The 25,346-nt window shown below is 38.1% G+C and carries 23 protein-coding genes; 17 read left to right on the forward strand and 6 right to left on the reverse strand.

Annotated elements, in window-relative coordinates:
- Positions 1-25: 25 nt before the first annotated feature.
- Complete coding sequence (locus QF004_RS02675; RefSeq protein ID WP_307422390.1) at positions 26-742, forward strand: biotin--[acetyl-CoA-carboxylase] ligase; 717 nt, start codon at positions 26-28, stop codon at positions 740-742.
- Here QF004_RS02675 and QF004_RS02680 read toward each other — a convergent pair.
- From QF004_RS02680 to QF004_RS02695, 4 genes are read right to left on the reverse strand one after another with little or no spacing between them, the layout of a single operon-like run.
- On the reverse strand, positions 736-1,830 hold the full coding sequence (locus QF004_RS02680; RefSeq protein WP_307422392.1) for an LptF/LptG family permease: 1,095 nt from the start codon (positions 1,828-1,830) through the stop codon (positions 736-738). The genes QF004_RS02675 and QF004_RS02680 overlap by 7 nt on opposite strands.
- Positions 1,831-1,850: 20 nt before the next feature.
- Complete coding sequence (tgt, locus tag QF004_RS02685; protein WP_133439128.1) at positions 1,851-2,987, reverse strand: tRNA guanosine(34) transglycosylase Tgt; 1,137 nt, start codon at positions 2,985-2,987, stop codon at positions 1,851-1,853.
- A 1-nt stretch (position 2,988) separates the two neighbouring features.
- Positions 2,989-3,357, reverse strand: coding sequence for a DUF4296 domain-containing protein (locus QF004_RS02690; protein ID WP_133439127.1), 369 nt, complete (start codon positions 3,355-3,357; stop codon positions 2,989-2,991).
- Positions 3,354-4,070: a polyprenol monophosphomannose synthase gene (locus tag QF004_RS02695; RefSeq protein ID WP_307422396.1), complete on the reverse strand. Its 717-nt coding sequence runs from the start codon at positions 4,068-4,070 to the stop codon at positions 3,354-3,356. The genes QF004_RS02690 and QF004_RS02695 overlap by 4 nt, the downstream gene beginning before the upstream one ends.
- Positions 4,071-4,213: 143 nt before the next feature.
- On the opposite strand from QF004_RS02695, the gene QF004_RS02700 reads away from it, so the two are divergent.
- From QF004_RS02700 to QF004_RS02715, 4 genes are all read left to right on the forward strand, one after another.
- Positions 4,214-4,855: a DUF4271 domain-containing protein gene (locus tag QF004_RS02700; protein ID WP_246012440.1), complete on the forward strand. Its 642-nt coding sequence runs from the start codon at positions 4,214-4,216 to the stop codon at positions 4,853-4,855.
- 12 nt (positions 4,856-4,867) lie between these two features.
- Positions 4,868-5,608, forward strand: coding sequence for a uroporphyrinogen-III synthase (locus QF004_RS02705; protein ID WP_307422895.1), 741 nt, complete (start codon positions 4,868-4,870; stop codon positions 5,606-5,608).
- An 84-nt stretch (positions 5,609-5,692) separates the two neighbouring features.
- The gene (locus tag QF004_RS02710; RefSeq protein ID WP_307422401.1) at positions 5,693-7,789 is read left to right on the forward strand and encodes a S9 family peptidase; all 2,097 of its coding nucleotides are present in this window, start codon (positions 5,693-5,695) and stop codon (positions 7,787-7,789) included.
- Complete coding sequence (locus QF004_RS02715; RefSeq protein ID WP_307422404.1) at positions 7,779-8,129, forward strand: hypothetical protein; 351 nt, start codon at positions 7,779-7,781, stop codon at positions 8,127-8,129. Before QF004_RS02710 ends, QF004_RS02715 begins: the two co-directional genes overlap by 11 nt.
- Before the next feature lie 27 nt (positions 8,130-8,156).
- Here the strand turns inward: QF004_RS02715 and QF004_RS02720 are convergent, their stop codons facing one another.
- Positions 8,157-8,651: an SRPBCC domain-containing protein gene (locus tag QF004_RS02720; protein WP_307422407.1), complete on the reverse strand. Its 495-nt coding sequence runs from the start codon at positions 8,649-8,651 to the stop codon at positions 8,157-8,159.
- 187 nt (positions 8,652-8,838) lie between these two features.
- Here QF004_RS02720 and QF004_RS02725 point away from each other — a divergent pair, with 187 nt between their 5' ends.
- Both QF004_RS02725 and QF004_RS02730 read left to right on the forward strand, forming a co-directional pair.
- Positions 8,839-10,389, forward strand: a complete 1,551-nt coding sequence (locus QF004_RS02725) for a sensor histidine kinase KdpD (RefSeq protein WP_133439122.1) — start codon at positions 8,839-8,841, stop codon at positions 10,387-10,389.
- Positions 10,390-10,466: 77 nt separating this feature from the next.
- Positions 10,467-11,153 carry a response regulator transcription factor gene (locus tag QF004_RS02730; RefSeq protein WP_133439121.1) on the forward strand — a complete coding sequence of 229 codons (687 nt, stop codon included), beginning with the start codon at positions 10,467-10,469 and terminating at the stop codon, positions 11,151-11,153.
- Between the two features lie 87 nt (positions 11,154-11,240).
- Here the strand turns inward: QF004_RS02730 and QF004_RS02735 are convergent, their stop codons facing one another.
- Entirely contained in the window at positions 11,241-11,789 is a 549-nt protein-coding gene (locus QF004_RS02735; protein WP_133439120.1) for an SPOR domain-containing protein, read from the reverse strand.
- 186 nt (positions 11,790-11,975) lie between these two features.
- On the opposite strand from QF004_RS02735, the gene QF004_RS02740 reads away from it, so the two are divergent.
- The 10 genes from QF004_RS02740 (at position 11,976) to QF004_RS02785 (ending at position 25,345) form a co-directional block, all read left to right on the forward strand.
- Positions 11,976-13,343, forward strand: a complete 1,368-nt coding sequence (locus tag QF004_RS02740) for a c-type cytochrome (protein ID WP_307422413.1) — start codon at positions 11,976-11,978, stop codon at positions 13,341-13,343.
- Between the two features lie 21 nt (positions 13,344-13,364).
- Complete coding sequence (locus QF004_RS02745; RefSeq protein WP_133439118.1) at positions 13,365-16,463, forward strand: TAT-variant-translocated molybdopterin oxidoreductase; 3,099 nt, start codon at positions 13,365-13,367, stop codon at positions 16,461-16,463.
- 18 nt (positions 16,464-16,481) lie between these two features.
- On the forward strand, positions 16,482-17,882 hold the full coding sequence (gene nrfD, locus QF004_RS02750; RefSeq protein WP_133439117.1) for an NrfD/PsrC family molybdoenzyme membrane anchor subunit: 1,401 nt from the start codon (positions 16,482-16,484) through the stop codon (positions 17,880-17,882).
- Complete coding sequence (locus tag QF004_RS02755) at positions 17,869-18,390, forward strand: DUF3341 domain-containing protein (RefSeq protein ID WP_133439116.1); 522 nt, start codon at positions 17,869-17,871, stop codon at positions 18,388-18,390. The genes nrfD and QF004_RS02755 overlap by 14 nt, the downstream gene beginning before the upstream one ends.
- Positions 18,383-19,093, forward strand: a complete 711-nt coding sequence (locus tag QF004_RS02760; RefSeq protein ID WP_133439115.1) for a cytochrome c — start codon at positions 18,383-18,385, stop codon at positions 19,091-19,093. Before QF004_RS02755 ends, QF004_RS02760 begins: the two co-directional genes overlap by 8 nt.
- A 15-nt stretch (positions 19,094-19,108) precedes the next feature.
- Positions 19,109-20,440: a quinol:cytochrome C oxidoreductase gene (locus tag QF004_RS02765; RefSeq protein WP_133439114.1), complete on the forward strand. Its 1,332-nt coding sequence runs from the start codon at positions 19,109-19,111 to the stop codon at positions 20,438-20,440.
- 862 nt (positions 20,441-21,302) lie between these two features.
- On the forward strand, positions 21,303-22,073 hold the full coding sequence (locus QF004_RS02770; RefSeq protein WP_307422425.1) for a hypothetical protein: 771 nt from the start codon (positions 21,303-21,305) through the stop codon (positions 22,071-22,073).
- A 64-nt stretch (positions 22,074-22,137) separates the two neighbouring features.
- The gene (locus tag QF004_RS02775; protein WP_307422428.1) at positions 22,138-22,266 is read left to right on the forward strand and encodes a hypothetical protein; all 129 of its coding nucleotides are present in this window, start codon (positions 22,138-22,140) and stop codon (positions 22,264-22,266) included.
- A gap of 398 nt (positions 22,267-22,664) precedes the next feature.
- Complete coding sequence (locus QF004_RS02780; RefSeq protein ID WP_133439379.1) at positions 22,665-23,870, forward strand: protein O-mannosyl-transferase family; 1,206 nt, start codon at positions 22,665-22,667, stop codon at positions 23,868-23,870.
- 275 nt (positions 23,871-24,145) lie between these two features.
- Complete coding sequence (locus QF004_RS02785; RefSeq protein ID WP_307422431.1) at positions 24,146-25,345, forward strand: hypothetical protein; 1,200 nt, start codon at positions 24,146-24,148, stop codon at positions 25,343-25,345.
- Position 25,346 lies beyond the last annotated feature (1 nt).

Genomic DNA, 25,346 nt, shown 5'->3' on the forward strand with positions numbered 1-25,346 from the left:
AATCTAACTCTTAAAGTTTTCATAAATGATGTGCTTGTTGTACCTTAAAGAATGTTCTTCCACCCACGATGAAATTGAGAAATTTATTTCTGATGACACTCTTGATATACAAGCCGTTTACACTTTTAATCAAACCAAAGGCAAAGGGCAGTATGGTAATTCCTGGGAATCCGGCCACAATTTAAGTCTTGCTTATTCTGTTGCAGTTCCCGATGAACTCATTAAATTACCCAATCATTTATTCAATTTTCATACCGCTGAAGTATTGGCTGATTTTCTTGCCATTCTGACAAAACATGCCGTTGAAATTAAATGGCCAAATGATATTATCATTAAAAACAAAAAGGTTTCCGGTATTTTAATTGAAAAGAAAATGATGAAAGGGAAACCCTATTTTCTGATCGGAATTGGGCTGAATGTTTTGGAAGAAAACTTTAAACATCTTCCGAAAGCAGGATCACTCCTTACTCAAACGGGAATTGGATTCAATCTTGAAATTTTAACGGAAGCACTTCATGAGTATTTGGTTGAAAATTTGACAAAGGAAGTTTCTGAGGAATCGGTGCTTGAAAAACTGAATGACAGGTTATTCCGAAAGGATTTGATCTCTGTTTTTGAAATGGGTCAATCAAGACAAAATGGCATTATTCGAACGGTCGATAAAGAGGGGTTTCTTTGGGTGGAGTTAGAACATGATGGATTGCAGAAATTCTTTCATAAAGAAATTGCGCTTCTTTACTGATTGGCTCTTTTGAAATAAAGATATAAAGCCAGCGGTCCGAAGATCAAATTGGGCAGCCACATCGCAACCAATGGTGACAGTGTTTTATTGGCTGAAACCACTTTCAGTACTTCAAATGAAAATACAAATACAAAAGCCAGGGCAATTCCTATGGCGAGATTCATTCCCAGTCCTCCGCGTTTTTTCTGGGAGGCAAGTGCCAATCCCAAAACGGTGAGAATAATGACCGAAAATGGCATCGAGGTGCGCTGGTACAGTTCATTCAGATAATTATTCAGATTCGCATTTCCTTTTTCTTTTTCCCGATTGATGAATTTGATTAGTTCCGGCGTTGTTTTGTTTTGGCCTAATAAAACATCAGGGAAAAGTTCTTCCGGTGTCTGCCCGAAATTTTTGGTCATTGAGTTTCCCTGGGCTAATTTTTCGGTGTCGTTTTTAAGGAAAGTTTTTTCAAGATAATTGCTCATTAAGAATTGCTTTTTATCTTTTTCCCAATAGAAATCTGCCGCATTCAGCTGATAAATTAACTTTCTGTTTTTATCGAATTTCTGGTAGAAAAAGCCAGAACCGCGTTTCTCTTTTTTATTGTAACTTTTAATAAAAATATATTCTGTCTTCGAAAGTTGGGTGGCAACTTCAGCATTTCCTGTGAATTCTTCTCGGTTTTTCGCGCTGTAAGTATAAGGTTCTAATTCATTCTTTTTAATGTTGGCCAGCGGTAATATAAAATGATTGATCAGCAAAGCGGCAACCGCAATAACACCAGAGGTTATAAAATAAGGTCGCGCAAACCGGTGAAAACTAGCTCCCGAACTGATGATGGCAACGATTTCTGTATTATTGGCAATTTTAGAAGTAAAGAAAATAACGGAAATAAAAACCAGGATCGACATGAATGTAATGATGAGATTGACAATCCAATAAGGGTAAAAGTCAATCAGGAATTCAGTTACGGTATATCCGTTTGACTCAATTCTTGGTGCTTTTGCCTGAACGTCGATGACCAAAATAATAATCGTCAATAACCCCAACATGAACCCAAAAGTGCCGAGGTATTTCTTGATGATATAAAGGTCGATTATTTTCATAAATCCGGTGCGTATTTTTTTTAAAGTCTTTGTCTGAGGATAGGATCGATTGAAGTTTTCCATTCATAGAAGTCTCCGGCGATGATGTGCTGGCGCGCAACGCGAACCAGATCTAAATAAAAAGCCAGATTATGAATCGATGCAATTTGTTTTCCCAAATATTCTTTTGCCACAAATAAATGACGGACATACGCTTTCGAATAGTGTGAATCTACATAGCTTGTTCCGAATTCGTCTAAAGGTGAAAAATCACTTTCCCACTTTTTGTTTTTCATGTTCATCACGCCTTGCCAGGTGAATAACATTGCGTTTCGGGCGTTTCTGGTAGGCATTACGCAATCCATCATGTCGATTCCCAAACCAATTGATTCTAAAATATTCCACGGTGTTCCGACGCCCATTAAATATCTCGGTTTTTCTACCGGCAAAATATCGGTGACAATGTCGGTGATTCGGTACATTTCTTCTTCGGGTTCTCCTACAGAAAGTCCGCCAATTGCGTTTCCTACAGCGTTTTGTTCCGAAATAAATTCTGCGGATTTTTTTCTTAAATCAGCGTAAGTGGAGCCTTGTACGATTGGAAAAAGGTGTTGTTTGTGTCCATAAATTTCAGGATTTTCATCCGTCCATTTGATACATCTTTTTAGCCAGCGGTGCGTCATTTCCATTGACTTTTTCGCTAAATTATATTCGCAGGGATAAGGCGTGCATTCATCAAAAGCCATGAAAATATCTGCGCCGATCTGTCGCTGGATTTCCATTGAAATTTCGGGCGAGATAAAATGAGCGCTTCCATCGATATGGGATTTAAATTTCACACCGGCCTCATTTAATTTTCTTGATTTTGATAAAGAAAATACCTGATAGCCGCCAGAATCGGTGAGGATGGGCAATTCCCAGTTCATGAATTTATGCAAACCGCCTGCCTGCTGCATGATGTCCATTTTCGGGCGAAGATTGAGGTGATAGGTATTTCCTAAAATAATCTGCGCTTTGATGTCATCTTTTAGTTCCCGCTGGTGAACGGTTTTTACAGAGGCGACTGTTCCTACCGGCATGAAAATAGGTGTTTCTATCGTGCCGTGGTCTGTAATGATGGTGCCGGCTCTTGCTTTACCGGTCGTGGTATTGTTGATTTCGAAAAATGGGGACTTCATATTATCTTGCAAATGCAGGTAAGTTTTTATTTTCTTTTAATTTCTTTTCGATATAGATTTTCGCGGCAGGATCTTTGTTTAAAACGATATCCTGAGCGTTGTCTACTATTTTTTCTATTTCTCCGGTGGCGGTGTAGTATTTATAGCTTTCAACAAAATCGTTTCCTTTGATTTTCTTTTGTTGAAGCGCATACCGGGTTGCGTTATCTAAATTAACATTTTCTACAACCACAGTCAATTGCTCATTCATTGCAAATTCGGCCAGCAATTCGGCCATTGTATCTTTGGGTACAAGGTTTTTCGGTTTGTCGATGAGTTCTGAACAAGCCAACATTAAAAATGAAAAAATCACCACTATTCCTTTTCTCATAATTTGCCGATCATCGATTTCCACTTTAAATTTAAAACACCGAAAACGGCTTCATGAATAATTCCGCCATTCATCTTGCTTACGCCCAATTCTCTGTTGGTGAATATGATAGGGACTTCTGTGACTTTAAATCCTTTTTTAACCGCACGGAATTTCATTTCAATCTGAAAGCCATAGCCTTTTAATTTGATTTTATCCAGACCAATTTCTTCCAAGACTTTTCGTGAGAAACAAACGAATCCAGCGGTGGTGTCATGAATGGGAATTCCCAAAATCATCCGAACATATTTTGAAGCAAAATAGGAGAGCAGTACTCTTCCCATCGGCCAGTTGACGACATTTACCCCTTTTGAATATCTGGAGCCGATGCTCATGTCCGCATTTTTGCAGGCTTCAAACAGTTTTTTTAAATCAGCTGGATTATGCGAGAAATCGGCATCCATTTCGAAAATGTAATCGTAGTTGTTTTGCAAAGCCCATTTGAATCCATGGATATAAGCTTTTCCCAGACCATCTTTTATTTTTCTTATGATTAAATGGAGTTGGTCGGGATAGGTGCTCTGCAGTTTTTTTACAATATCTGCTGTTCCGTCGGGTGATGAATCATCTACAATCAAGACATGAAAATCCTCCTTCAGCGCAAAAACCGTAGAAATTATATTTTCAATATTTTCCTTCTCATTATAAGTTGGAATGATGACGAGTTTTTTCATCTTAAATTTTAAGGTGCAAAGATAAACTTTTCCGCCGTTATTATTAAAGGCTGATTTAGAGCATCAAGATTAATTCCAAATTAAATAGGCTTAATTTTTCTGAACATCTCCTTTAATATTCTTAATTTTGCAAAAAATTACTTTTGGTAAGAATTGTGCAGCAAAACGATTGGGTGGTATTTATCATCGTCGGTTGTATATTGCTTTATGTTTTCATGCTTTTGTATCTTCACCGTGATTCTTCTGTGAGGGTCTTTTTGATGCAGAAATTCGAGGATTCTTCTAATAATTTTTTGAGCTGGCTGATTATTGGAGTGGTTTTTACGCTTTTGTTTGCTGCGCTGATTTCGAGGTCGGTTCCCATTGTTCCGAAAAAAATCAGTGATATTCATTTCTTTGGATATGAGCTGAATAAGTTTGGCTTCACTCTTTTTTCACTCTCTGCATTTTATGGTCTTAAAAGTACCTTGTCCTATGTTTTTTATGCAGGTACCGGAAGTATGAAAAGATGGGCGCTTTTTCAGTTCACTGCCTCGAAGTTTTATTTTATGCTTTCATTTGTGTTAATGGCTTTGTGTGTTTATCAGTATTTTTATGAAGTAAGTGATTTACAGTTGTTTGATTATTATTTTATAGGTTTTATCGGTGTTTTTATATTTAAAATTTTCTTTTATCTGCTCTCTCCCGGTCATCTGTTACCCGAAAAGTGGTATTATAAATTTTTGTATATTTGCACCCTCCAATTCGCGCCTATTTTGGTTCTATGGAAAGTATTATATCTTTAAGAAATTTTAATGATGAAAATTAAATCTATATTGGTTTCACAGCCCGCACCAAATGAATCTTCTCCATATCTGGAAATTGCCCGAAAGGAAAAAATCAGAATAGATTTCAAGCCTTTTATTCATGTGGAAGGAGTAGATGCGAAAGAACTCAGAACGCAGAAAATTGATCTGTCGCAATATACCGGTATAATTTTTACCAGTAAAAATGCGATCGACCACTATTTCCGTCTTGCCGAAGAAATGCGCTTCGCGGTGCCTGATTCTATGCGGTATATTTGCCAGTCAGAGGCCATTGCCAACTATTTGCAAAAGCATATTGTTTATAGAAAAAGAAAAATTGCGTTTGGTGAGCGGACTTTTGCCGACCTGCTTCCGCTTTTCAAGAAATTCCCGTCTGAGAAATATCTTTTACCGGCTTCAGATATCCTGAGCTCCGACATTCAGAAAGTTTTGGAATCTTCCGGAATTGACTGGACCAAAGCCACCATGTACAAAACAGTAAGCAGTGATCTGAGTGAAACTAACATTGCCGATTACGACATGTTGGTCTTCTTCAGCCGCCAGGGAATCAAATCTTTAGGAGAAAACTTTAAAGATTTTAAACAAGATCAGACAAAAATTGCTGTTTTCGGTGCAACGACAGAGCAGGCTGCAAAAGATGCAGGATTAAGAGTTGATGTAATGGCGCCCAGCAAAGAAACGCCATCAATGACCATGGCAATTGAAAAATATATCAGAAATTTGGAGAAATAATTTCTTCGGATTTAAATAACATAATCAAAAAACCGCCTTTTTCTAAGATTAAGTCGGTTTTTTATATTTTAATGAAAACTTTAGATGAGCAATCCTGATTCTATCAATAAAGAACAAATCTCAGAAAGCAGGCTTCCTCCAAAAGCTAAAAAAATACCGAAAACTCTGGAAATTCATAATGACCGGAGAGACGATTCTTATTTTTGGCTGAACGAAAGGGAGAATCCAGAAGTGATGCACTATCTGGAAGAAGAGAATGCATATGCTGATGCGGTAATGAAAGACACCGAAGATTTTCAGCAGCAGCTTTTTGATGAAATGAAAGCCCGGTATAAAAAAGATGATGAATCGCTTCCTTATTTTTTTAATGAATACTGGTATATCGTTCGGTATGAGAAAGGCAAAGAACATCCTTTATTTACCAGAAAATTTCAGACTTTAGAAAATAAAGAAGAATTATTGCTGGATGTGAATATTCTAGCAGAAGGTCAGAAGTTTTTCGAAGTGGGCAGTGTAGCAGTTTCACCGGACAATCAATTAATGAGTTATTCTTCTGACAATATGGGTCGAAGAATTTATACTATTAATTTCAAAAATCTTGAAACTGGCGAAATCCTACAGGATCAGATTCCTAATACGACAGGAAAAGCAGTATGGGCCAACGATAACAAGCATATTTTCTACATCAGAAAAGATGAGAGTTTGCGTGCCTTCCAGGTTTTTCTGCATCAGTTGGGAACCGATTCTTCACAGGATGTATTGATTTTTCACGAAGAAGATGACACTTTTGATGTGAATGTTTTTAAAACCAAATCTTTAAAATATATTTTCATTTCCAGTTCGAGCACGATTTCTGATGAGCAGCGTTTTATTCCTGCAGATGATGTCATGGCAGATTGGCAGACTATTCAGCCGAGAATTGATGATCTGGAATATTCGGTAGAACATTTTGAAGACGAGTTTTATATTATTACCAATGCAGACGAAGCGACGAACTTTAAAATTGTAAAAACTAAAGTTGCGCATCCCGGAATTGAAAACTGGGTTGAAGTCATTCCGCATCGGGAAGAAGTTTTGCTGGAGGGTTTCGAGATTTTCAAAAAATATTTGGTTCTGGAGGAAAGGATCGAGGGACTTTTGCAGCTGAAAATTATCGACACCCAAAATAATGATTTCCATTATCTGCCTTTTTCAGATCCTACTTATACGGCTTATATTGGGTTAAATTTGGAATTCGATACCGAGAAACTTCGTTTTGGTTATACCTCTTTAACTCAGCCAAGTTCTACTTTCGAATACGATATGAAAGAAAAAACCACCAAACTCCTGAAACAGCAGGAAGTATTGGGCGGTGATTTTTTACCGGAAAATTATATTTCAGAAAGAATTTGGGCGCCTGCCAGAGATGGAAAAAAAGTTCCGATTTCTGTGGTTTATCATAAAGACACCGTGAAATCTGCAGAAACTCCCTTATTGCTTTACGGCTACGGAAGTTATGGGCTTACCATCGATGCCAGTTTTTCTAATGTGCGGCTTTCACTTCTGAACCGTGGTTTTATCTATGCGATTGCCCACATCCGAGGCGGAGAATATATGGGCAGAGAATGGTATGAAGACGGAAAAATGCTTCAAAAGAAAAATACATTTTATGATTTCATCGATGCTGCAAAGTTTCTGGTGGAAGAACATTACACTTCCCCAAAACATCTTTATGCGATGGGTGGTAGTGCGGGCGGACTTTTAATGGGTGCAGTGATCAATATGGAGCCGGAACTTTTCAACGGAATTGTGGCTCAGGTTCCTTTTGTGGATGTGGTAACCACCATGTTAGACGAAACAATTCCTTTGACCACCGGCGAATTTGATGAATGGGGAAATCCGACAGAGAAGGAATATTACCATTATATGAAATCGTATTCTCCTTATGATAATATTGAGGCCAAGAAATATCCCCATATTTTGATCACAACGGGTCTGCACGATTCACAGGTTCAGTATTGGGAACCTGCAAAATGGACGGCCAGACTTCGGGAACTGAAAACCGATGACAATATGCTGGTTTTCAAAACCGATATGAGTTCCGGTCACGGCGGAGCCAGCGGAAGGTTTGAATCTTTAAAAGAAGATGCTTTTGAATATGCGTTTTTAATGAAATTAGAAAATAAAATTGATGGAAAGTAAATCAGAAAGCCAGCTATGGGCAGAAGTCGAAGAGTTTTTCGTAAAAACCTTCGATACCGATAAATATCCGCAGATCGACACGATTTTATTTTTGATCGGGGTGCAGGAATTAGGCAGCGGCCAACAGAAATATACGAAAGATGATAAACTGAATATTCTGCATATCGCAGTTTGCCGTTTACTCGAACCTTTTGGATATTACAAATTTTCGCATTACGACGATGACGGATATCCGCATTTCGATGAAGTGACTGCTCTCCCGGAGCTGAAACCGAATGAGCAGCAGATTCTCATGAAGAAAGCGATTATTCAATATTTTATTGATGAAGAACTTTTTTAAAACAAATAAAAGACTGGTTTTTTGAAATCAGTCTTTTTTATTCAGTAAATCTTCCAGCTGATGAAGTCCCATTTTGAAACCGTCTTCAAAGCCCATTTCTAAAAGGGTTGCCATGTCTTCCGTTGTTTTAAAATGAATGTTTACTGTTAATTTCGTTCCTTCTTCCACGCCGGTGAAGCCGATTAACCAATTGCTTGGCGCGAATTTGCTGTCTACCGATCCGTTTTCATCAGTAAAAAACGCAGAATAGTCGAAACAGCGGTGGAAATTTATTTCATGAAACTGCACTCCGCTGAAACTTTTCTCATTTTCCGGACCGATCATCGTGTAATTCCAAATTCCTTCCGGCTGAAAATTCATTTTCAAAGTTTTGCATTTCCAGGGTTTTGGCGCCCACCATTGATCGAGTAATTCGGCCTGCGTAAAGTGATTCCAGACTTTATCAACGGAAGTGTGAAAAATCTTCATGATATAAATGGAAGCAGAATTGTCATCTTTATTAAAAATTATTTTCGTTTTCATTATTTGATTTTTATCAAATATATCGTTTTTTAATAGAAAAGTAGTGAAATGGAATAAAAAACAGAGGATTCAGTATATTTTGTTAAATAAAAGTGTTTTGTGAAATTAAACACAATATTTTGGCCTTTCTTTTGTTATTATATTCTTAAAATGACTAATTTTAACAATTCATTTTTAAAAAGAAATAATGAACAATAAGTTTATTCCGTTCATATCTGTATTGATGACCATTTCGATGATCGTCTTCGTCACTTTGCAATTGTATTGGATCAAGGAATTATACAGCGCGCTCAATCAGGATTTTTCCAATAAGGTATATTCTTCTTTGGAATCTTCTGCCTTAAAAGTTTCGCAGCTTGAAGTAGATAAATATCTGAACCAGGATTTTAAAAATTTCGGTAAAAATGTTGTTGACAGCAGCAATCAGCCTACCCAAACCTATATTCAGCAGAACTCTGATTCTGCCAATACGTCAACTCTTACGTTTCAGAAAAGCATTGTAGAAAATCAAAACTTTCCCATTTCGCAGAAAGGCGACAGTTTGAAATTGACGAAACTGTACACCGATGAAGGGATTCTGAAAATCAATAAAGGGCCGAACAGCTCAGAGCCGCTCACGGCGCAGATGAGCAAGGATATTAATAATAATACGTACGCTTTACGGGAATTTGCAAAACTGAGTGCCTCGAATCTGCCGATTGATAAAAGGGTTGATGCAAAAACCTTAGACTCTGTTTTGGCCAAAGAGTTGAAATTAAATGGTCTCGATACGAGTTTTGGATTTGCGGTGATGGATCGAAACAATAAAATGACAAAAGTTGTCAATGCTACTTTCGCTGATCAAAAAGAAAAAAACAATTATACCTATCCACTTTTTACCGATAGTAAGGAAAGGCCGTTATACACTTTGGCAGTAGTTTTCCCGCGGAAAGACTATTCCCTGGCGAAAAATAATTTACCCATGCTGTTGGGGACCTTTATGTCTTTGCTGACGATTTTGGGGATTTATATTATCTCTATTAATTATATGATGCGGCAGAAAAAAATTGCAGATATCAAAACTGACTTTATTAATAATATGTCGCATGAGTTCAAAACTCCTTTGGCAACGATCTCTGTGGCGACTGATTCTTTGGCGAACGATAAAATTGCGACCAATCCCGATAAAGTAAAATACTATTCCGGTCTGATCAAGCAAGAAAATCTGCGGATGAAAAAGCAGGTCGAGAACGTTTTGAATATGTCGAAACTGGAACGGAATGAAGTCAATTTATTTTTAAAGGAGACTGATGTCCGGGCCTTAATCAAGAGAACAACCGAGTCTTTTGGTTTGATCGTGGCTCAGAGACACGGAACCTTAACCCAGGAATTTAATGCCGAACGGTACAAGTTCAGAATTGATGAGTTTCATATCTCCAATGCGCTGGTCAATTTATTAGATAATGCCAATAAATATTCGCCTGATGCTCCTGAGATTAAAGTAATGACCAGAAATGAGGGCAACTGGTACGTGATTGAAATTTCTGATAAAGGAATGGGAATGGAAACGGAGAATAAGTTGCGGATTTTCGAAAAATTCTTTCGGGAAGAAACCGGCAATATTCATAATGTGAAAGGGCAGGGGCTTGGCCTCTCCTACGTGAAAAAAATAGTGGAATTACACAAAGGCCTTGTTATCGTAGATTCTCAAAAAGATAAGGGAAGTACCTTTACGATAAAACTGCCGATGAATGTTTAAAATACATATAAACTCAGCAGGAAATTCTTAAAAAAAAGATTGAGGTGAGAACCTTAGAACAGTAAATACAAAAAATTATGAGCAACAGAATCTTATTAGTAGAAGACGACCAAAGTTTTGGTGCGGTTTTAAAAGATTATTTATCGATAAATAATTTTGAAGTAACCTTGGCTACAGATGGCGAACAGGGTCTAAAGGAATTTACGGAAAACGAATTCGATATTTGTATTTTCGATGTGATGATGCCGAAGAAAGATGGATTTAGTTTGGCAGAAGATGTCAAAAGAATCGATAAAAACATACCGATTATTTTCCTTACCGCAAGAAATATGCGTGAAGATATTTTGAAAGGATATCAGTTGGGCGCTGATGATTATATCACGAAGCCATTTGATACGGAGCTTTTATTATATAAAATCAAAGCGATTCTGCAGAGAAGTGCTACGACAGAAAATGATGAGCAGGAACAGTTTAAGATCAGTAATATTTTCTTCGATTCGATGTTGCGTCAGTTAAGAGTGAATGATAACGAGTACAAGCTTTCACCAAAAGAAAATGAACTGCTGAAATTGCTGTGTCAGCACAGAAACGATTTTATGCCGAGAGATTTGGCTTTAAGAAAGATCTGGAAGAAAGAAAATTATTTCACCGCCAGAAGTATGGATGTTTATATTGCCAAACTTAGGAAGTTGCTGAAAGAAGACGATGGTTTGGAAATCATCAACGTACACGGAGAAGGATTCCGTTTGTTGGTAAAGAACTAAATGCAAACAACGGACGGGTGTGAAAACCTTTCCCCATAAAAAAGCCGCTTTCCATATGGGAGGCGGCTTTTATTTATTATAATAATGTTATTTTGCTTCTACACAGAAAACGCGGTATTGAACCGCCACTGCGTCTTTGAAAAACTTTTTGATCTGTGCTAAATCACCGGCGGCACTTTGTCTGGTGAAATAACTTCCGGCCAGTACCTTATAGTTTGGTCGTAAAGAAGCATCTGTTTCCACTTTCATATTCGGGAATCTTCTTCTGAAAAACATTCCGACTTCTCTGGCTTCTTCATTGCTTTTCACGACTGCGAGTTGAATTTTGAAACCCATGATTCTCGGATTTTTACGGCAAATTTCTGCGTTGGTAAGTTCCTTTTCGGGTACCGTTATTTTAGGAATTGTTGTTTTTCCAGAATTATCGGAATATTCGTTTTCCGAATTTGTCGGGGATGCGCTTGTATTGGTGGTGCACTTATCTTCAACACTTCGCAATAAGTCACTTACTTTTTGGTCCATCATGATGGAAAGCGGTGTTCCGGAGATGGTATCTTTCGTCACAACTTGCTGTGCTTCAAAGATGTTTGAGGACAATAAGGTAAAGAGCGCAATTATTTTAAAAAATGATTTCATTAAATATTATTTTCAGCAAATTTAAAACAAATAAAAATTATACCAACATTTGTTATTTAGAAGCATTACAAATTAGGCAAAATGACATAATGGCAATTACAACGGCTGTTAAATTTATCTTAAAAACCTTATTTTTGCCAAGTTGAAAGTAAACTCAATATAATTTACTAACCCAAGATTTTATAAATGATTAGTTGGAGAAAGCATTACAAAAGAGGTCTCATCGCAATAGGTCTATTGCTGTCGACCAGTGCTTCTATTTACGCTCAAGGAGATGCTAAGAATGGTGAAAAGCTTTTTAAAGCAAATTGTACCGCCTGTCATGCACTGGACAAACAGCTTGTTGGTCCGGCTTTAGGAGGCATAGTAGACTTGATTAAAAAGGAGCAGAATTTAGACACTGATTGGCTTCATAAGTGGATTAAAGACAATAAAGCTTTAAGAGCATCAGGCGATAAGTACGCAAACGAAATTTTCGAAAAATTCAATAAAACTGAAATGACAGCATTTCCTAATCTAACGGATCAGGAAATTGATGATATTTTAGCGTATACTTCAAATCCACCGGCGCCGGAACCTGCAGCAGAAGCAACTGGAGCAGGAGCGGCAGATACCAATTCGGTTGCTGCTTTAGAGGCGGCAAAAATGCAGTCGATGAATTCAAAAATTATTCTGCTTTCCCTTTTGGCGATTGGCGGTCTTTTGATTTGGTTGCTTTTGAAATTAAAGCAATTGGTTAAGCTGCAGCAAACAGACGAATTAACAGGGTTGAATGCTACCCGTGCGGTTTCTTTCGGAGATCTCTATAGAAAATATGATTACATAGGTAAAGGAATCTTAGTGCTTTTAGGCATATTTGCTGCGTACGGATTGTGGAACTGGTTGATGTGGATTGGGGTTTACAAAGGGTATAAACCGGAACAACCGATTTATTTCTCTCACAAAATCCATGCAGGTGAAAACAAAATCGACTGTCAGCTTTGTCACTCTTCAGCGAAATACGGTAAGGTTTCCGAAATTCCATCTATGAATGTGTGTATGAACTGTCACCGAACGATTTCCGAATATAACGGGAAGTATATGGAGCCAGGAAAAGACAAAGCGTTCTATGACGGTGAAATACAGAAGATATATGCTGCCACCGGTTGGGATCCTTCTTCGCAGAAATATACCGGTAAAACACAACCTTTAGAATGGACGAGAATTCACAATATGCCGGATTTTGTTTACTTTAACCACGCACAGCACGTTGTGGCAGGAGAACAGGCCATTCTTAATTCTTACAATCAGAAAAACCCTAATGCGAAAATCGATGTCGTTTGTAAAGCTTGTCACGGACAGGTGGATACCATGAATGTGGTACAAATGGCCAATGATTTCACGATGGGCTGGTGTATCGAATGTCACAGAACTACTGAGGTAGATATGAACAATGGTTATAATAAAGAGTACTTCAAAAATCTACATGACAAACTGAAAAAACAGTATGGGTCAGGTGCGAAAATCACTGTAGATGCAATTGGAGGTCTTGAGTGTGGTAAATGTCATTATTAATAACAAAAATTAGAAGTATCAATGGCTTCAAATAAAATACAATTCAGAAGTATTCAAGAACTGAAGGACCCGAGCTTAAACGGTAAGTTGGCTCGAAAAGAATTTCAGACTGAAATTCCGGTGGGTGAAAAGCCGGATGGAAATCAATCAACTGAATCAGGACCTTCAAGACGGGATTTCTTAAAGCTTTTAGGATTTTCTACGGCGGCGGTAACATTAGCAGCTTGTGAAGCGCCGGTAATCAAAACAATTCCTTATGTGGTAAAGCCACACGAAATTATTCCGGGGGTTCCTAACTATTATGCCTCCACTTATTTCGACGGTTTCGATTTTGCAAGTGTTTTAGTTAAAACCAGAGAAGGCCGGCCAATTAAAATTGAACCGAATCCGTCTGCAAAAGATTTAGGTAAAACAAGTGCAAGAGCTCAGGCTGCAGTTCTTTCATTATATGATAACGATAAAGTTAAACAGCCAAAACTAGACGGGCAAGATGAAACTTTCGATAAAGTAGACGGTTTTGTTTTAAAAGGTTTAACAGAGGCGCAAGCTGGAGGAAAGAAAATCGTTGTTTTATCGCATTCATTCCCTTCACCGACTTTCAAAAAGTTATTTGGTGATTTCAAAGCAAAATATCCAACGGCAGAACTCGTAACGTACGACGCGATTCCACACAGTGCGGCTTTAGATGCAGCGCAGGAAGTATTCGGACAGAGATCTTTGCCGGTATATGATTTATCGAAAACCCAATTGGTGGTTTCTTTCCAGGCTGATTTCTTAGGGGAATTTAACGGAGGTTCTTTAGAAACTTCTTACGCCGCAGCAAGAAAACCAGGTCCGGATATGTTGAGACACATTCAGGTAGAATCCAACATGACTTTGACCGGAGCCAATGCTGATACAAGAGTTAGACTTAAGCCTAGTGCTGTAAATAAAGTTTTAGTAGAAGTTTATAACGGACTTAACGGAGGAAGCGTAAGCAAAGAAGCAGGCGAGATTGTAAAAGAATTACAGGCAAAAGGAAGCAACGCTGTTGTTTTCGCTGACGGTTCTAAAGCAGCTCATGTTTTAGCCAATTTAATTAATCAAAAATTAGCCTCCAATGCTTTCACCGGAAAAGCGAACTTCTTAAAAGAGTTTGACGGTGCAAGATATCAGGAGTTTTTAGGATGGATGAATTCGGGACAGGTCGGTGTATTGATCGCCAATAATGTCAACCCGATTTATTCTAATAATAAAGGTGAAGAATTCAGAAAATCTCTGGAAAAAGTACCTTATGTTATCGCAGTAGCCGATAAGAAAAACGAAATGTATAAGGCAGCGAAAGCTGTTATTCCGGTGGCGAACTGGTTAGAAAGCTGGGGAGATATGGCGCCGCAAACTGGTGTTTATACTTTGATGCAGCCGACCATTCAAAAGATCTTTAAATCAAGACAGATTGAAGAATCGCTGTTGGTTTGGATGAATGGAAAAGACAGCCCGAACAATAATTATTATGATTATCTGAAAGCAAATGCTGCTACTTTAATTGGTGGTACTCCTTTCAATAAAGCGCTTTATAGCGGAGTTGTCGATGGCGGCAATACGACTACGCTTTCATATGCCGGCGGAGACGCTGCAAAAGCCATTTCTGAATTGACAGGTTTCAAAGCCTCTGATCTGGAATTGGTATTGTACACCAAAACAGCCATAGGAGACGGAACTCAGGCGAATAATCCATGGTTACAGGAATTGCCAGACCCGATTACCCGAATGACCTGGGATAATTATTTAACCATTTCGCCAAAAGACGCTGCAAGATTAGGAATCAAAAATGATCTGAACGGAAGAATGCAGTTGGATGGTTCGGTAGTTAACCTTACGGTGAACGGTGTTAGTATTAAAGATGTTCCTGTATATATCCAACCAGGTCAGGCTGATGGAGCAGTAGGACTGGCATTAGGATACGGTAAAAAGAATTCAGGAAAAGTTGCCGAAACCGGTGTGAATGCTTATCCTATTTTTGACGGTTCAAACTTAATTTTATCAGATGTTAAAATTGAGAACACTGGCAAAGAGCACGAATTTGCAGGAATGCAGTTGCAAAATACCCTGATGGGTCGTTATGAAATCGCGAGAGAAGTTCTTTTGGATACTTTCTTAAACGTAAAATTTGATGACGAAAAACTAGGATGGAACAAACCGTTGGAATATCATACAATCGGAGGAGAAGCTACGGCTGCAGGAAAAATTGACCTTTGGGATGCATTTGATGATACCGATGGGCCTCACTTTAACTTATCAGTCGACTTAAACTCGTGTACGGGTTGTGGTGCATGTATTATCGCCTGTCAGGCAGAAAATAACGTACCTGTCGTTGGTAAAGATGAAGTAAGAATGTCGAGAGATATGTTCTGGTTAAGAATTGACCGGTATTATACTACAGATATTCCCGCTCATATTGATTTAAATAAAGACGGTAAACTTTCTCAGGAAGAAGCTGTTACGGCAGATCTAAATGTACCTGGAATGTATGGTCATTTCCTGGATAAAGAAAGTGGAATATTAAACCATCCTGCGACGAATCCAGATGTGATTTTCCAGCCGGTAATGTGTCAGCACTGTAACCATGCTCCATGTGAAACGGTATGTCCTGTGGCAGCAACTTCCCACGGTAAGCAGGGGCAGAATCAAATGGCTTATAACAGATGTATCGGTACCAGGTATTGTGCCAACAACTGTCCTTATAAAGTAAGAAGATTCAACTGGTTTACTTATAACCTTAACGATAAATTCGACTTTAACCAAAATAATGATCTTGGCAGAATGGTCTTGAATCCTGATGTTGTAACAAGAACGAGAGGGGTTATGGAAAAATGTTCGATGTGTATTCAAATGACACAGAATGTTATTCTGGAAGCTAAGAAAGAAGGAAGAGTCATCAGAGATGGGGAATTCTCTACCGCTTGTGTGGATGCATGTTCTACAGGGGCAATGAAATTTGGTGATATGAATGATAAGAGTTCTGAAGTAAGAGCGCTTTTCGGCACCAACAGAAGATATACTTTGCTGGAGGAAATTGGTACAAAACCAAACGTATTCTACCATACCAAAGTGAGAAATAGAAAAGAAAATATTGTTTAAATAATAAATAGGTAAAAAATGTCAGGACATTACGAAGCTCCGATAAGGGAACCTTTAATAATTGGTCACAAGACTTATCATGATATCTCAAACGATATCGCGCGACCTATAGAAGAAAGAGCAGGAAAATTATGGTGGGTTTCTTTCTGGATCGCACTTGCTCTATTCATCTATGGATTCGGCTGTATCGCGTACACCATCGGTACCGGTATTGGTGCCTGGGGTCTTAACAGAACTAACAACTGGGGTTGGGATATCACCAATTTCGTTTGGTGGGTAGGGATCGGTCATGCCGGTACTCTTATTTCTGCGGTACTCTTATTATTTAGACAAAGATGGAGAATGTCTGTTAACCGTTCTGCGGAGGCGATGACTATTTTCGCGGTGGTTCAGGCGGCTATCTTCCCGGTCATTCACATGGGTAGAGTTTGGGTAGGATATTGGGTATTCCCTTTACCGAACCAGTTCGGTTCACTTTGGACCAACTTTAACTCGCCGCTTCTTTGGGACGTATTTGCAATTTCTACGTATTTCTCAGTATCCAGTGTATTCTGGTTCATGGGATTGATTCCGGATTTTGCGATGATCAGAGACCGTGCAAAAACACCCTGGACCAAAAGAATCTATACCTTCCTTTCATTCGGTTGGGGTGGAAAAGCAAAACACTGGCAGCGATTTGAAGAATTATCTTTGGTTTTGGCAGGTTTGGCAACACCACTTGTATTCTCGGTACACACCACGGTATCTTTTGACTTTGCTACTTCGGTAATTAAAGGATGGCACTCCACTATTTATCCGCCGTACTTCGTTGCAGGAGCAATTTTCTCCGGATTTGCAATGGTGCAGACGCTCTTATTGGTCGCAAGAAAAGTGGCTCACCTAGAAGATTATATTACCATGTACCATATCGAAATTATGAACATTGTAATTATCGTAACAGGAGGTATGGTAACGGTAGCTTATGCAACTGAATATTTCATCGCATGGTATTCTGGTTCAAGATATGAAGACTTTACGTATCTATCTCCGGGAGCTGCAACCGGTCCGTACTGGTGGGCATTCTGGGCGTTGATTATTTGTAACCTGGTCGTACCGGCATTATTCTGGTTCAAAAAAGTGAGAACCAATATTATGGCAACTTTTATCATTGCATTAATTATTAATATCGGAATGTGGTTTGAACGATTTGATATTATCGTTATCAACATCGCGAGAGATTACCTGCCAAGTTCCTGGACGATGTTTAAACCGAGCATCATTGATGTAGGAGTTTATTTAGGAACAATTGGTTTCTTCGGAGTACTGTTCTTATTATACGCAAGAACCTTCCCTGTCATTGCGCAGGCTGAACTGAAGACGATCTTGAAAATATCAGGTGAAACCTATAAAGCAAAAGAAGAAGAAGATGAGCACCACTAAAATAATATACGGTATTTATGCCGATGACGATGATTTGTTAGATGGCGTAAAAGCGTTCAATGATAAAGGAATTGCAATAAACGAAGTTTACACGCCGTTTCCTGTACATGGTCTTGACAAAGCTTTAGGTCTTAGAAAAACAAGAATTTCTGATGCTGCTTTTATTTATGCAGTATATGGTCTAACGATTGGGATTCTGGTAACCTGGTATACCATGAATCATGACTGGCCGATGAATATCGGTGGTAAACCCGCTTTTAAATGGGGAACCAATATGCCGGCATTTGTTGTACCGATGTTTGAGTTAATGGTATTCTGTGCGGCGCACATGATGTCCCTTACTTTCCTGGCGAGAAATAAAATGTATCCCGGCTGTCCTCCTCAGAATCCTGATCCGAGAACAACCGATGATAAATTTATGATGGAATTTGTTACCGATAATGTAGATGCAGTAAAACAAATTCTGATTGATACCGGAGTTGAAGAAATAACTGTAAAAGATGCTTAAAATGACAAAGAATATATTTAAAATTACAGCTATCTTAGGATGTGCCGCAATTGCTTTAAGTTCTTGCAGCAAGGGAAATCCACCTTTGGTCTATTTCCCCGACATGTATTTTCCGGTTGCTTATGACCCCCTGATGAAAGCTGACATTGCCTATTCTGACCATGAGAACGAAATCCCGGCATTTGTTAAACAAGGAGGCGGAACGGGCTTAGGACCTGTAGACGGAACAGTGGCACAAAATCCAGAAGGACTTACAGATGCAGCCGCAAATACTGCAATGACTGTGCTTGAATATAATGAAGGATATGATGCTTCTAAATTAATAACAGCTTCTCCACTAGATCCTGCAAATCAGGCAAAAGATTTGGAAAGGGGGAAAGACCTTTTCAACAAGACCTGTTCGGCTTGTCACGGAACCGGCGGTGACGGACAGGGATCGATCGTGCAAAGCGGTGCTTATTCAGGAGTTCCTAAATATGCAGACCGCGAAATTACCATTGGTTCAGTTCATTATGTTTTGACCCACGGCAGAAACTCAATGGGATCTTATGCGGGACAATTAAAACCTGGTGATCAATGGAGAGTCGCTTTGTATATTATGAATGAATTTAAAGGAGGGCTTACTGCTGCTCCAACCCCAGCGGTTGCAAATGCTACCCCAATGGCGAAAACAGCAGAATCTAGTACGAGTCCTAAAAAATAAAAAAGAGTAAAAAAAATGTATAGTTTTTCACCTAAATTAAGATTATATTCAATCGTATTCATTCTCCTGGGAGCAGTTCTTTTTGGAGCAGGTTACTTTATGAACCATGGAGTTGATGATGCCCAGATTGAACATATGATGGAGGCAGTTCACGCCGGCGGAAATAATACTCCTTCCAATTCCAGCGAACTGTTGGGGCCACAAGATCACGCAGCCCATTTGGAGCATGCAACAATGCAGTTTAAAAATCAGCCTTTGGCAGCAGTTCATACGGTTGCAGTTTTTCTTTTTGCTTTAAGTTGCTGTGCATTATTTTTCTACAGTATTCAAAACGCATCGCACGCAGGATGGTCCATTATTATCCTTAGAGTGATGGAAGCGGTAGCATCATTTATCCCATGGGCAGGTGCAGTTATTATTATTATAATGCTGTTGAACGTCAGTCATATCGGACATCTTTTCCATTGGATGGATCCTGAGTTGACCGATCCGAAAAGCGTTAATTTTGATCCGATTCTTTTTGAAAAGAAGACCTTTTTAAATATTCCTTTTTATGTTGTAAGAACGCTGATCTATGTGTTGGGAGCATCATTCTTTGCCTGGAAACTGAAGTCTCTTTCTAAAAAAGTAGATGAAACAAAAAGCAGAAAAGTATATGCAAGCTACTACAGCTGGAGCGTTGGCTACATTGCATTCTTCGGGTTCGCTTCAGCAGCCTGGGCGTGGGACTGGCTGATGTCTATTGACCCGCACTGGTATTCTACAATGTATATCTGGTATGCGATGGTAAGTGCATTGGCAACGTCGATTGCTGTAATTATGGTGATCAGTGTTTATCTGAAGAAAGCAGGATTTTTGCCTCAGTTCAATGATAACCACTTGCACGATTTAGGAGTTTTCCTTTTTGCATCTACAATGTTATGGACTTATACCTGGTTTGCGCAGTTTATGTTGTATTGGTACGCCAATATTCCTGAAGAAGTAAATTATTTCTACGGTAGATTTGAATATTATTCATGGGCGTTCTGGTCCATCTTATTATTCAATTTCGCAGTTCCTTTAGCGGTAATGGTAAGTTCAAGCATCAAGAGAAATTACACCGTGATGACCACGATGGCAGTAATTGTTATTACCGGACACTGGTTGGTGTATTATAATATGGTAATGCCCGGAACAGTTGGACCTTTCTGGCAAAACATCACCGGTTTATTAACCAATCTTGGGGCTGTATTGTTTGGATTAGGATCTTTCATCTTTGTTGTAATGACCACCTTGGCTAAACTGAAATTAATTCCGGAAGGAAACCCTTTCTTACACGAATCTAAAATTTACGAATACCCTTTCTAAAGTTTTAGTGGTTTTAATCAATAGTAATAATCCTGATAATATTTAATTGTCAGGATTTTTTTTGTGTTATTTTCTGTAAACGAATGGCTTTCGGAATGAGCTCCTGTTTTTGGGTAAATGTAAAGTCAAACCATTGGTATTGTACGATAGATCCCAGAATTAATTGATGTAAAAGGTCGAATTCATTTTATAAAGATCATGAATATTTTTAATCCTGTCGTGGACGAGGCCAAGATTTCATCTACCAACGGGCTTTTTTCTTGCTTTTTACGGCGTAAAGACTTTACAATTGGTGCCTGTTTAAAAATTATTCAAAAATGAAACTTTCAAAGAATTTTTCTTTTTCCCAACCCTAAATGGTGGAAAAATTCTCTGAAAATTTCATCAAAATTACTCCCTTTTTTATGCTGAGCGAAGCCGAAGTAAGGGTAGGGGAAATTTTGATGAAATTTAAACAGGCTGTTAGCCAAAGTAGATTTCTTTAAACTGTAATTCTACACGAAGTTGGTAATGCTGTGGAAGTAAGATATCGTTTTAAATACAGAAGTTATTATATTTTTGTATTGTTTGTGACTTTGTCATGTGTTTGGCTTTATAAGTGTTTGATTTGCTGTGTAATTGAAAATAATTTACTAATTTAGTCTGGATATATAAGCGGATTTATTCTTCATGTGAATGATTTGGATTAAATGTTCAGGGAACTTCAACAGGGTTCGGATGATAGAGAATTGTCTGCTTATTATAAGGTTTATATGAGGAGTCAGGTCAGCATACAGTCAGCATACAGTCAGCATACACTGCGGGTTGCTATGGAGATGACCAGAGGAAGCGATCACTATAACAATGTTAAAAATAAATTACTATGGCAAAGCAGATCGGGGACATTTTACTTAAAGGCACGATAGGAGAGGTGAACTTTTATGTGCAGGACGGAGAACCACTGGCGCGTATGTCGGGTGGCGGTTTTAACGGTGAGGCGATCAGAAACGGTAAAAATATGGCGAGGGTACGTGAAACCTGCAGCGAGTTTACGGCCTGCTCTAAGGTGAATAAGGAATTCAAAAAATCCATAGCACCTTTTCTTGCCGGTCATAAAGACGGCAAATTACACCAGAGGCTTATGAAGTTGTTTTTAACAATCAGAGATTGTGATCACAGTTCAGAAAGAGGAAAGCGGTCGGTTTTTCATGGGATTTCTTCAACATCGGGGAAACAGCTTTTAGAGCATTTTATTTTCACTCCTCAGCGGCCTGCTATTTTACAGTGTCCCTATATATTTGACTGGGAAAGCCGGAGTTTAAAAGTGCATGACTTTAGAGCGGATGAAACCGGATTTCCTGAGGAAGCAGACGCTATGGAAGTACGTGTCGGTTTGATCCGTTTTGATTTTGAGGCGCTTGCTTACCAACAGGTATTTGCGGCCCCAATGATTATCGCCCCTGATTTCAAAGAAGATTCTTTTGAGATTGTTATCGATAAAATGCCGGAAGGTAACGGGATTTTGTTTTCGGTTGGTAGGGTTTCATTTTATCAGACGGTTCATGGGAAAGGGCGGCTATTGACCGGTGGAGATGTTTTTGGGCTGGAGGTGTTGTCGGTGTGGGATACAGTTGAAGCCAGAAATCCGGCGTGATTGGATGGTTGAAAGTTTTCGAAAATCAACCGAAACTCACGGCACAAATAAAAATTGTCAGTTTTTGAAATATAGAAATAACGCAGAAGAAATTTATACGCTATCTTTCCTATGGGATCAACTGAATTATATCCCTCGTCATCCCATTGAAGCAGGTTTGGTTGAAAAAGCACCACATTATATTTATTCTTAAGCAAGCAACTAAGTTTTGGGAAAAGGCTTGTTGGATATAGAATTGGCAGATCCTTCGATTATAAATATCACTAAAACTACTGAGTTTTGGAAATATAATAATGGTGAGGAGTGAGATCGAAGAGGCTCAAAGTCGGAGACTTTGCGCAGCGGGGGTGGACGGGGAGATTAAAGTCGGAATGACCGGACTGATCCGCAATCAAATTTCAACAAGAATTTAGAGAAAAGACAAACAACCCTATTGAACTCGATTATCAAATTAATTATTAGGTGATGATGTTATTTCCGATTGACATCAGAAAAATAATAGAGGAGGTGAAAGTAATTTAAAAACTGTATACAAAAACTAAAAATATTTAACTAGGTTTTTGTATCTATACTGTTATACTTAATAACAGCATGAATAAAAATGTTTTACTTTTTTTTGTTTTTCTCCTAATTTATCTTTTTTCTATAGGACCTGATCCGATATTGGGCGATAGTTTAGCCTTTACCGTAGTGGCTTCCAAGGGTTTCGATTTAGCAACAAATGCAACAAATCATTTTCTCTACATTAATTCGCTGGCGGTTCTACATAAGATATTTCCTTTGATCAATCCCCATTATTTATTTGTAGGTTTCAGTATAGGATGTTCAATATTAACATTGTGTTTCTTAAGAAAATTTCTGTTTTTATTTGATGTTAAGAAAGGTATTATAGACCTTGTAGTTTTATTTTTCGGTTTTTCTTTCACCTTTTGGAGAATTTCTATTATTACGGAAGTTTACAGTTTTTACCTCTTGTTTGTTATATTGTTTTTATACCAAATTTTTTTATTTATAAAAGAGAATAGACGTATTAATTTTTACTGGAGTGCCGTATTATTCGGTTTAATGTTTTTAATTCACATTCAAACCATATTGCTTGTGCCTTTTTATTTGTATTTTTTATACGAAAATTTCAAGAGTGATAAAATGAATATTATAAAAGGTCTTCTTATAACCACTGTACTTTTTTCAGTTCTTCTGATTCCGGTCATTCAGGGAAAAAATAGTTTTACTGCAATTTTTACAGATGATGCGTGGGGCTCTTCTTTTTTTCATTTAGATTTTAAAATATTTATAAAAAGTTTAGGAAGAAATTTAGTTTTTTTACTGTATAATTTCTTGTTTTTCACGTACTTTATCATTCGAGGCTTACATAAAGTACCATTTAAAAAGTATTTTATTATTGCAATTCTCCCCTATGTTTTTTTTATTCTAAAACATGATGTGTCAGATTCTTATGTTTTTCATTTAGTGCCTTATTTATTGGTTTTAGTAATGATGGCAAAAGGTTTGGAAAACTTTAATTTTAGTAAAAAATATCTTCTGGTATTTTCTATTCCATTAATTTATTTTATGACCTTTAAAATAATAGATTCTACCAAAATTGGTGAATCAATCAATAACGAAACTGGTTTTAAAGGTGGTGCCAGATATCTTTTTTTTCCGCCTCTGAAAGGTAATCCAGATATTTTAAAATTTATTGAAGCATATGACAAAAATAAATTAAAAGCTAAGCCCGCTTTTGACAGACAATACCAATATGCTAAAGACTGGATATTAATTAAGAGTAATTATTAAGTAATTGATGATAAAAAAAGGTATACACTGCGACCCAATCTTCAACAATTTTTTCTTAAACATTTAGATATATTTTAAGTTTTGAGTCCTAGAATTGTGAAATACTTTTTGGCCTGCCTTAAAGGCAATGCTGAAATAGTCCCCCAATATTTAAGATTGATTGAACGTTTCTTTTACCAAATCAGAAAATTACGGGTGTATCAGACTTAGTTTTAAATGGAACCCCGTCTTTGTCGGGATTTTTTTATAAATTTGTTCGAAACCAAAACATAAGTATGAGTAAGAATAGAACTAAAGATACAACCGGGAAAACTGCTTTTTTTAAAATAAGCAGATTTTTTGTTTTCGCAGTATTGCTGCTTTTTGTAAGCTGTAAAAAAGATACCGTTGATGCTACAACAACACAGACTCTCCAGTCCAGCATCAATGATATGGCTTCCGGGCTGAATACGTTGCAGCAGGTTAAATTCAATGAAGCGCTTTATATCTTAAAGACTTTTGGTGTTGAGGCCGAAGGAGAAACCAATGAACTGAAGGCGCTGGGTGTTTTAATCAACGGAAAGAAAGTTCCTGAAATATTTTCACTCGCAGATCAGGTGGCTCAAAAGAATGGAGTCGAGTGGTCGAGCACAGGACCTCCTTCTTTAGGAAATATGAATATTTTTGGAAATGATAAGGCCAAAGAATTCGATGCGAATGATATTCAGGCAAGTTCCCTGAGTGTGGAGGTGAACAGCACCGGAAATGATGCGGTTTTAGGGCCACAATCTTTGCAGGTGGTTCCAAGGCTACTGGATGCTAAAGGACAGCCCATTGTATTTGAAGGCGCAGCTTTAGAAGTCGTTCTGCAGGTTTCCAGCGGCGGCAACCGTATTTCTACTGCAAAGAATCTGATGTTGGACAATAACTTCAAAGGATTTAATGTGAGATTTGCATCACTGCCTGCTCAAAAGATCGTCGACCAAAGTGTTGATATTACCGTCACGGTAAAGACGACAAAGAAAACCTTTAAAATGTCAAAAATAGGAGTGCCGGTGAATCCGAAAGCATTATTAATGCCTGCCGGGAATCCAGCGGATAATCCAGCAAATGAAGTTTTTGAAGACCAGATTGCTACCCCGGATGCTTCCGGTGTAATTTCAGATACCAAAGTGCCTGCAGCTGATCCAAAAGCGAGCGTTTCAAAATTTTTAAACAATCTGTCTGCTCAGAATCTTCGGGGCGCTTATGAGGTGGCTGATAATCCGAACTGGGGTTCTTATGAAACTTTCTCTAATCCAACTTCCGGTTTTGGTGGGGTGAAAAATATTACGGTAAAGAATATGACGACCAACAATGCCAGTGCAAATGCGGCCAGCGTAAATGCTACTTATGATATTACTGATAAAGAAGGGAGAACAACAGCTGTACAGGTTACATTTGGATTAAAAAATGTCAACGGCGACTGGAAAATTTCAAGTTATAAAATCAATTAAA

The organism is Chryseobacterium sp. MDT2-18 (assembly GCF_030815285.1).
In the GTDB taxonomy this organism is placed as follows: Bacteria; Bacteroidota; Bacteroidia; order Flavobacteriales; family Weeksellaceae; genus Kaistella; species Kaistella salivictor.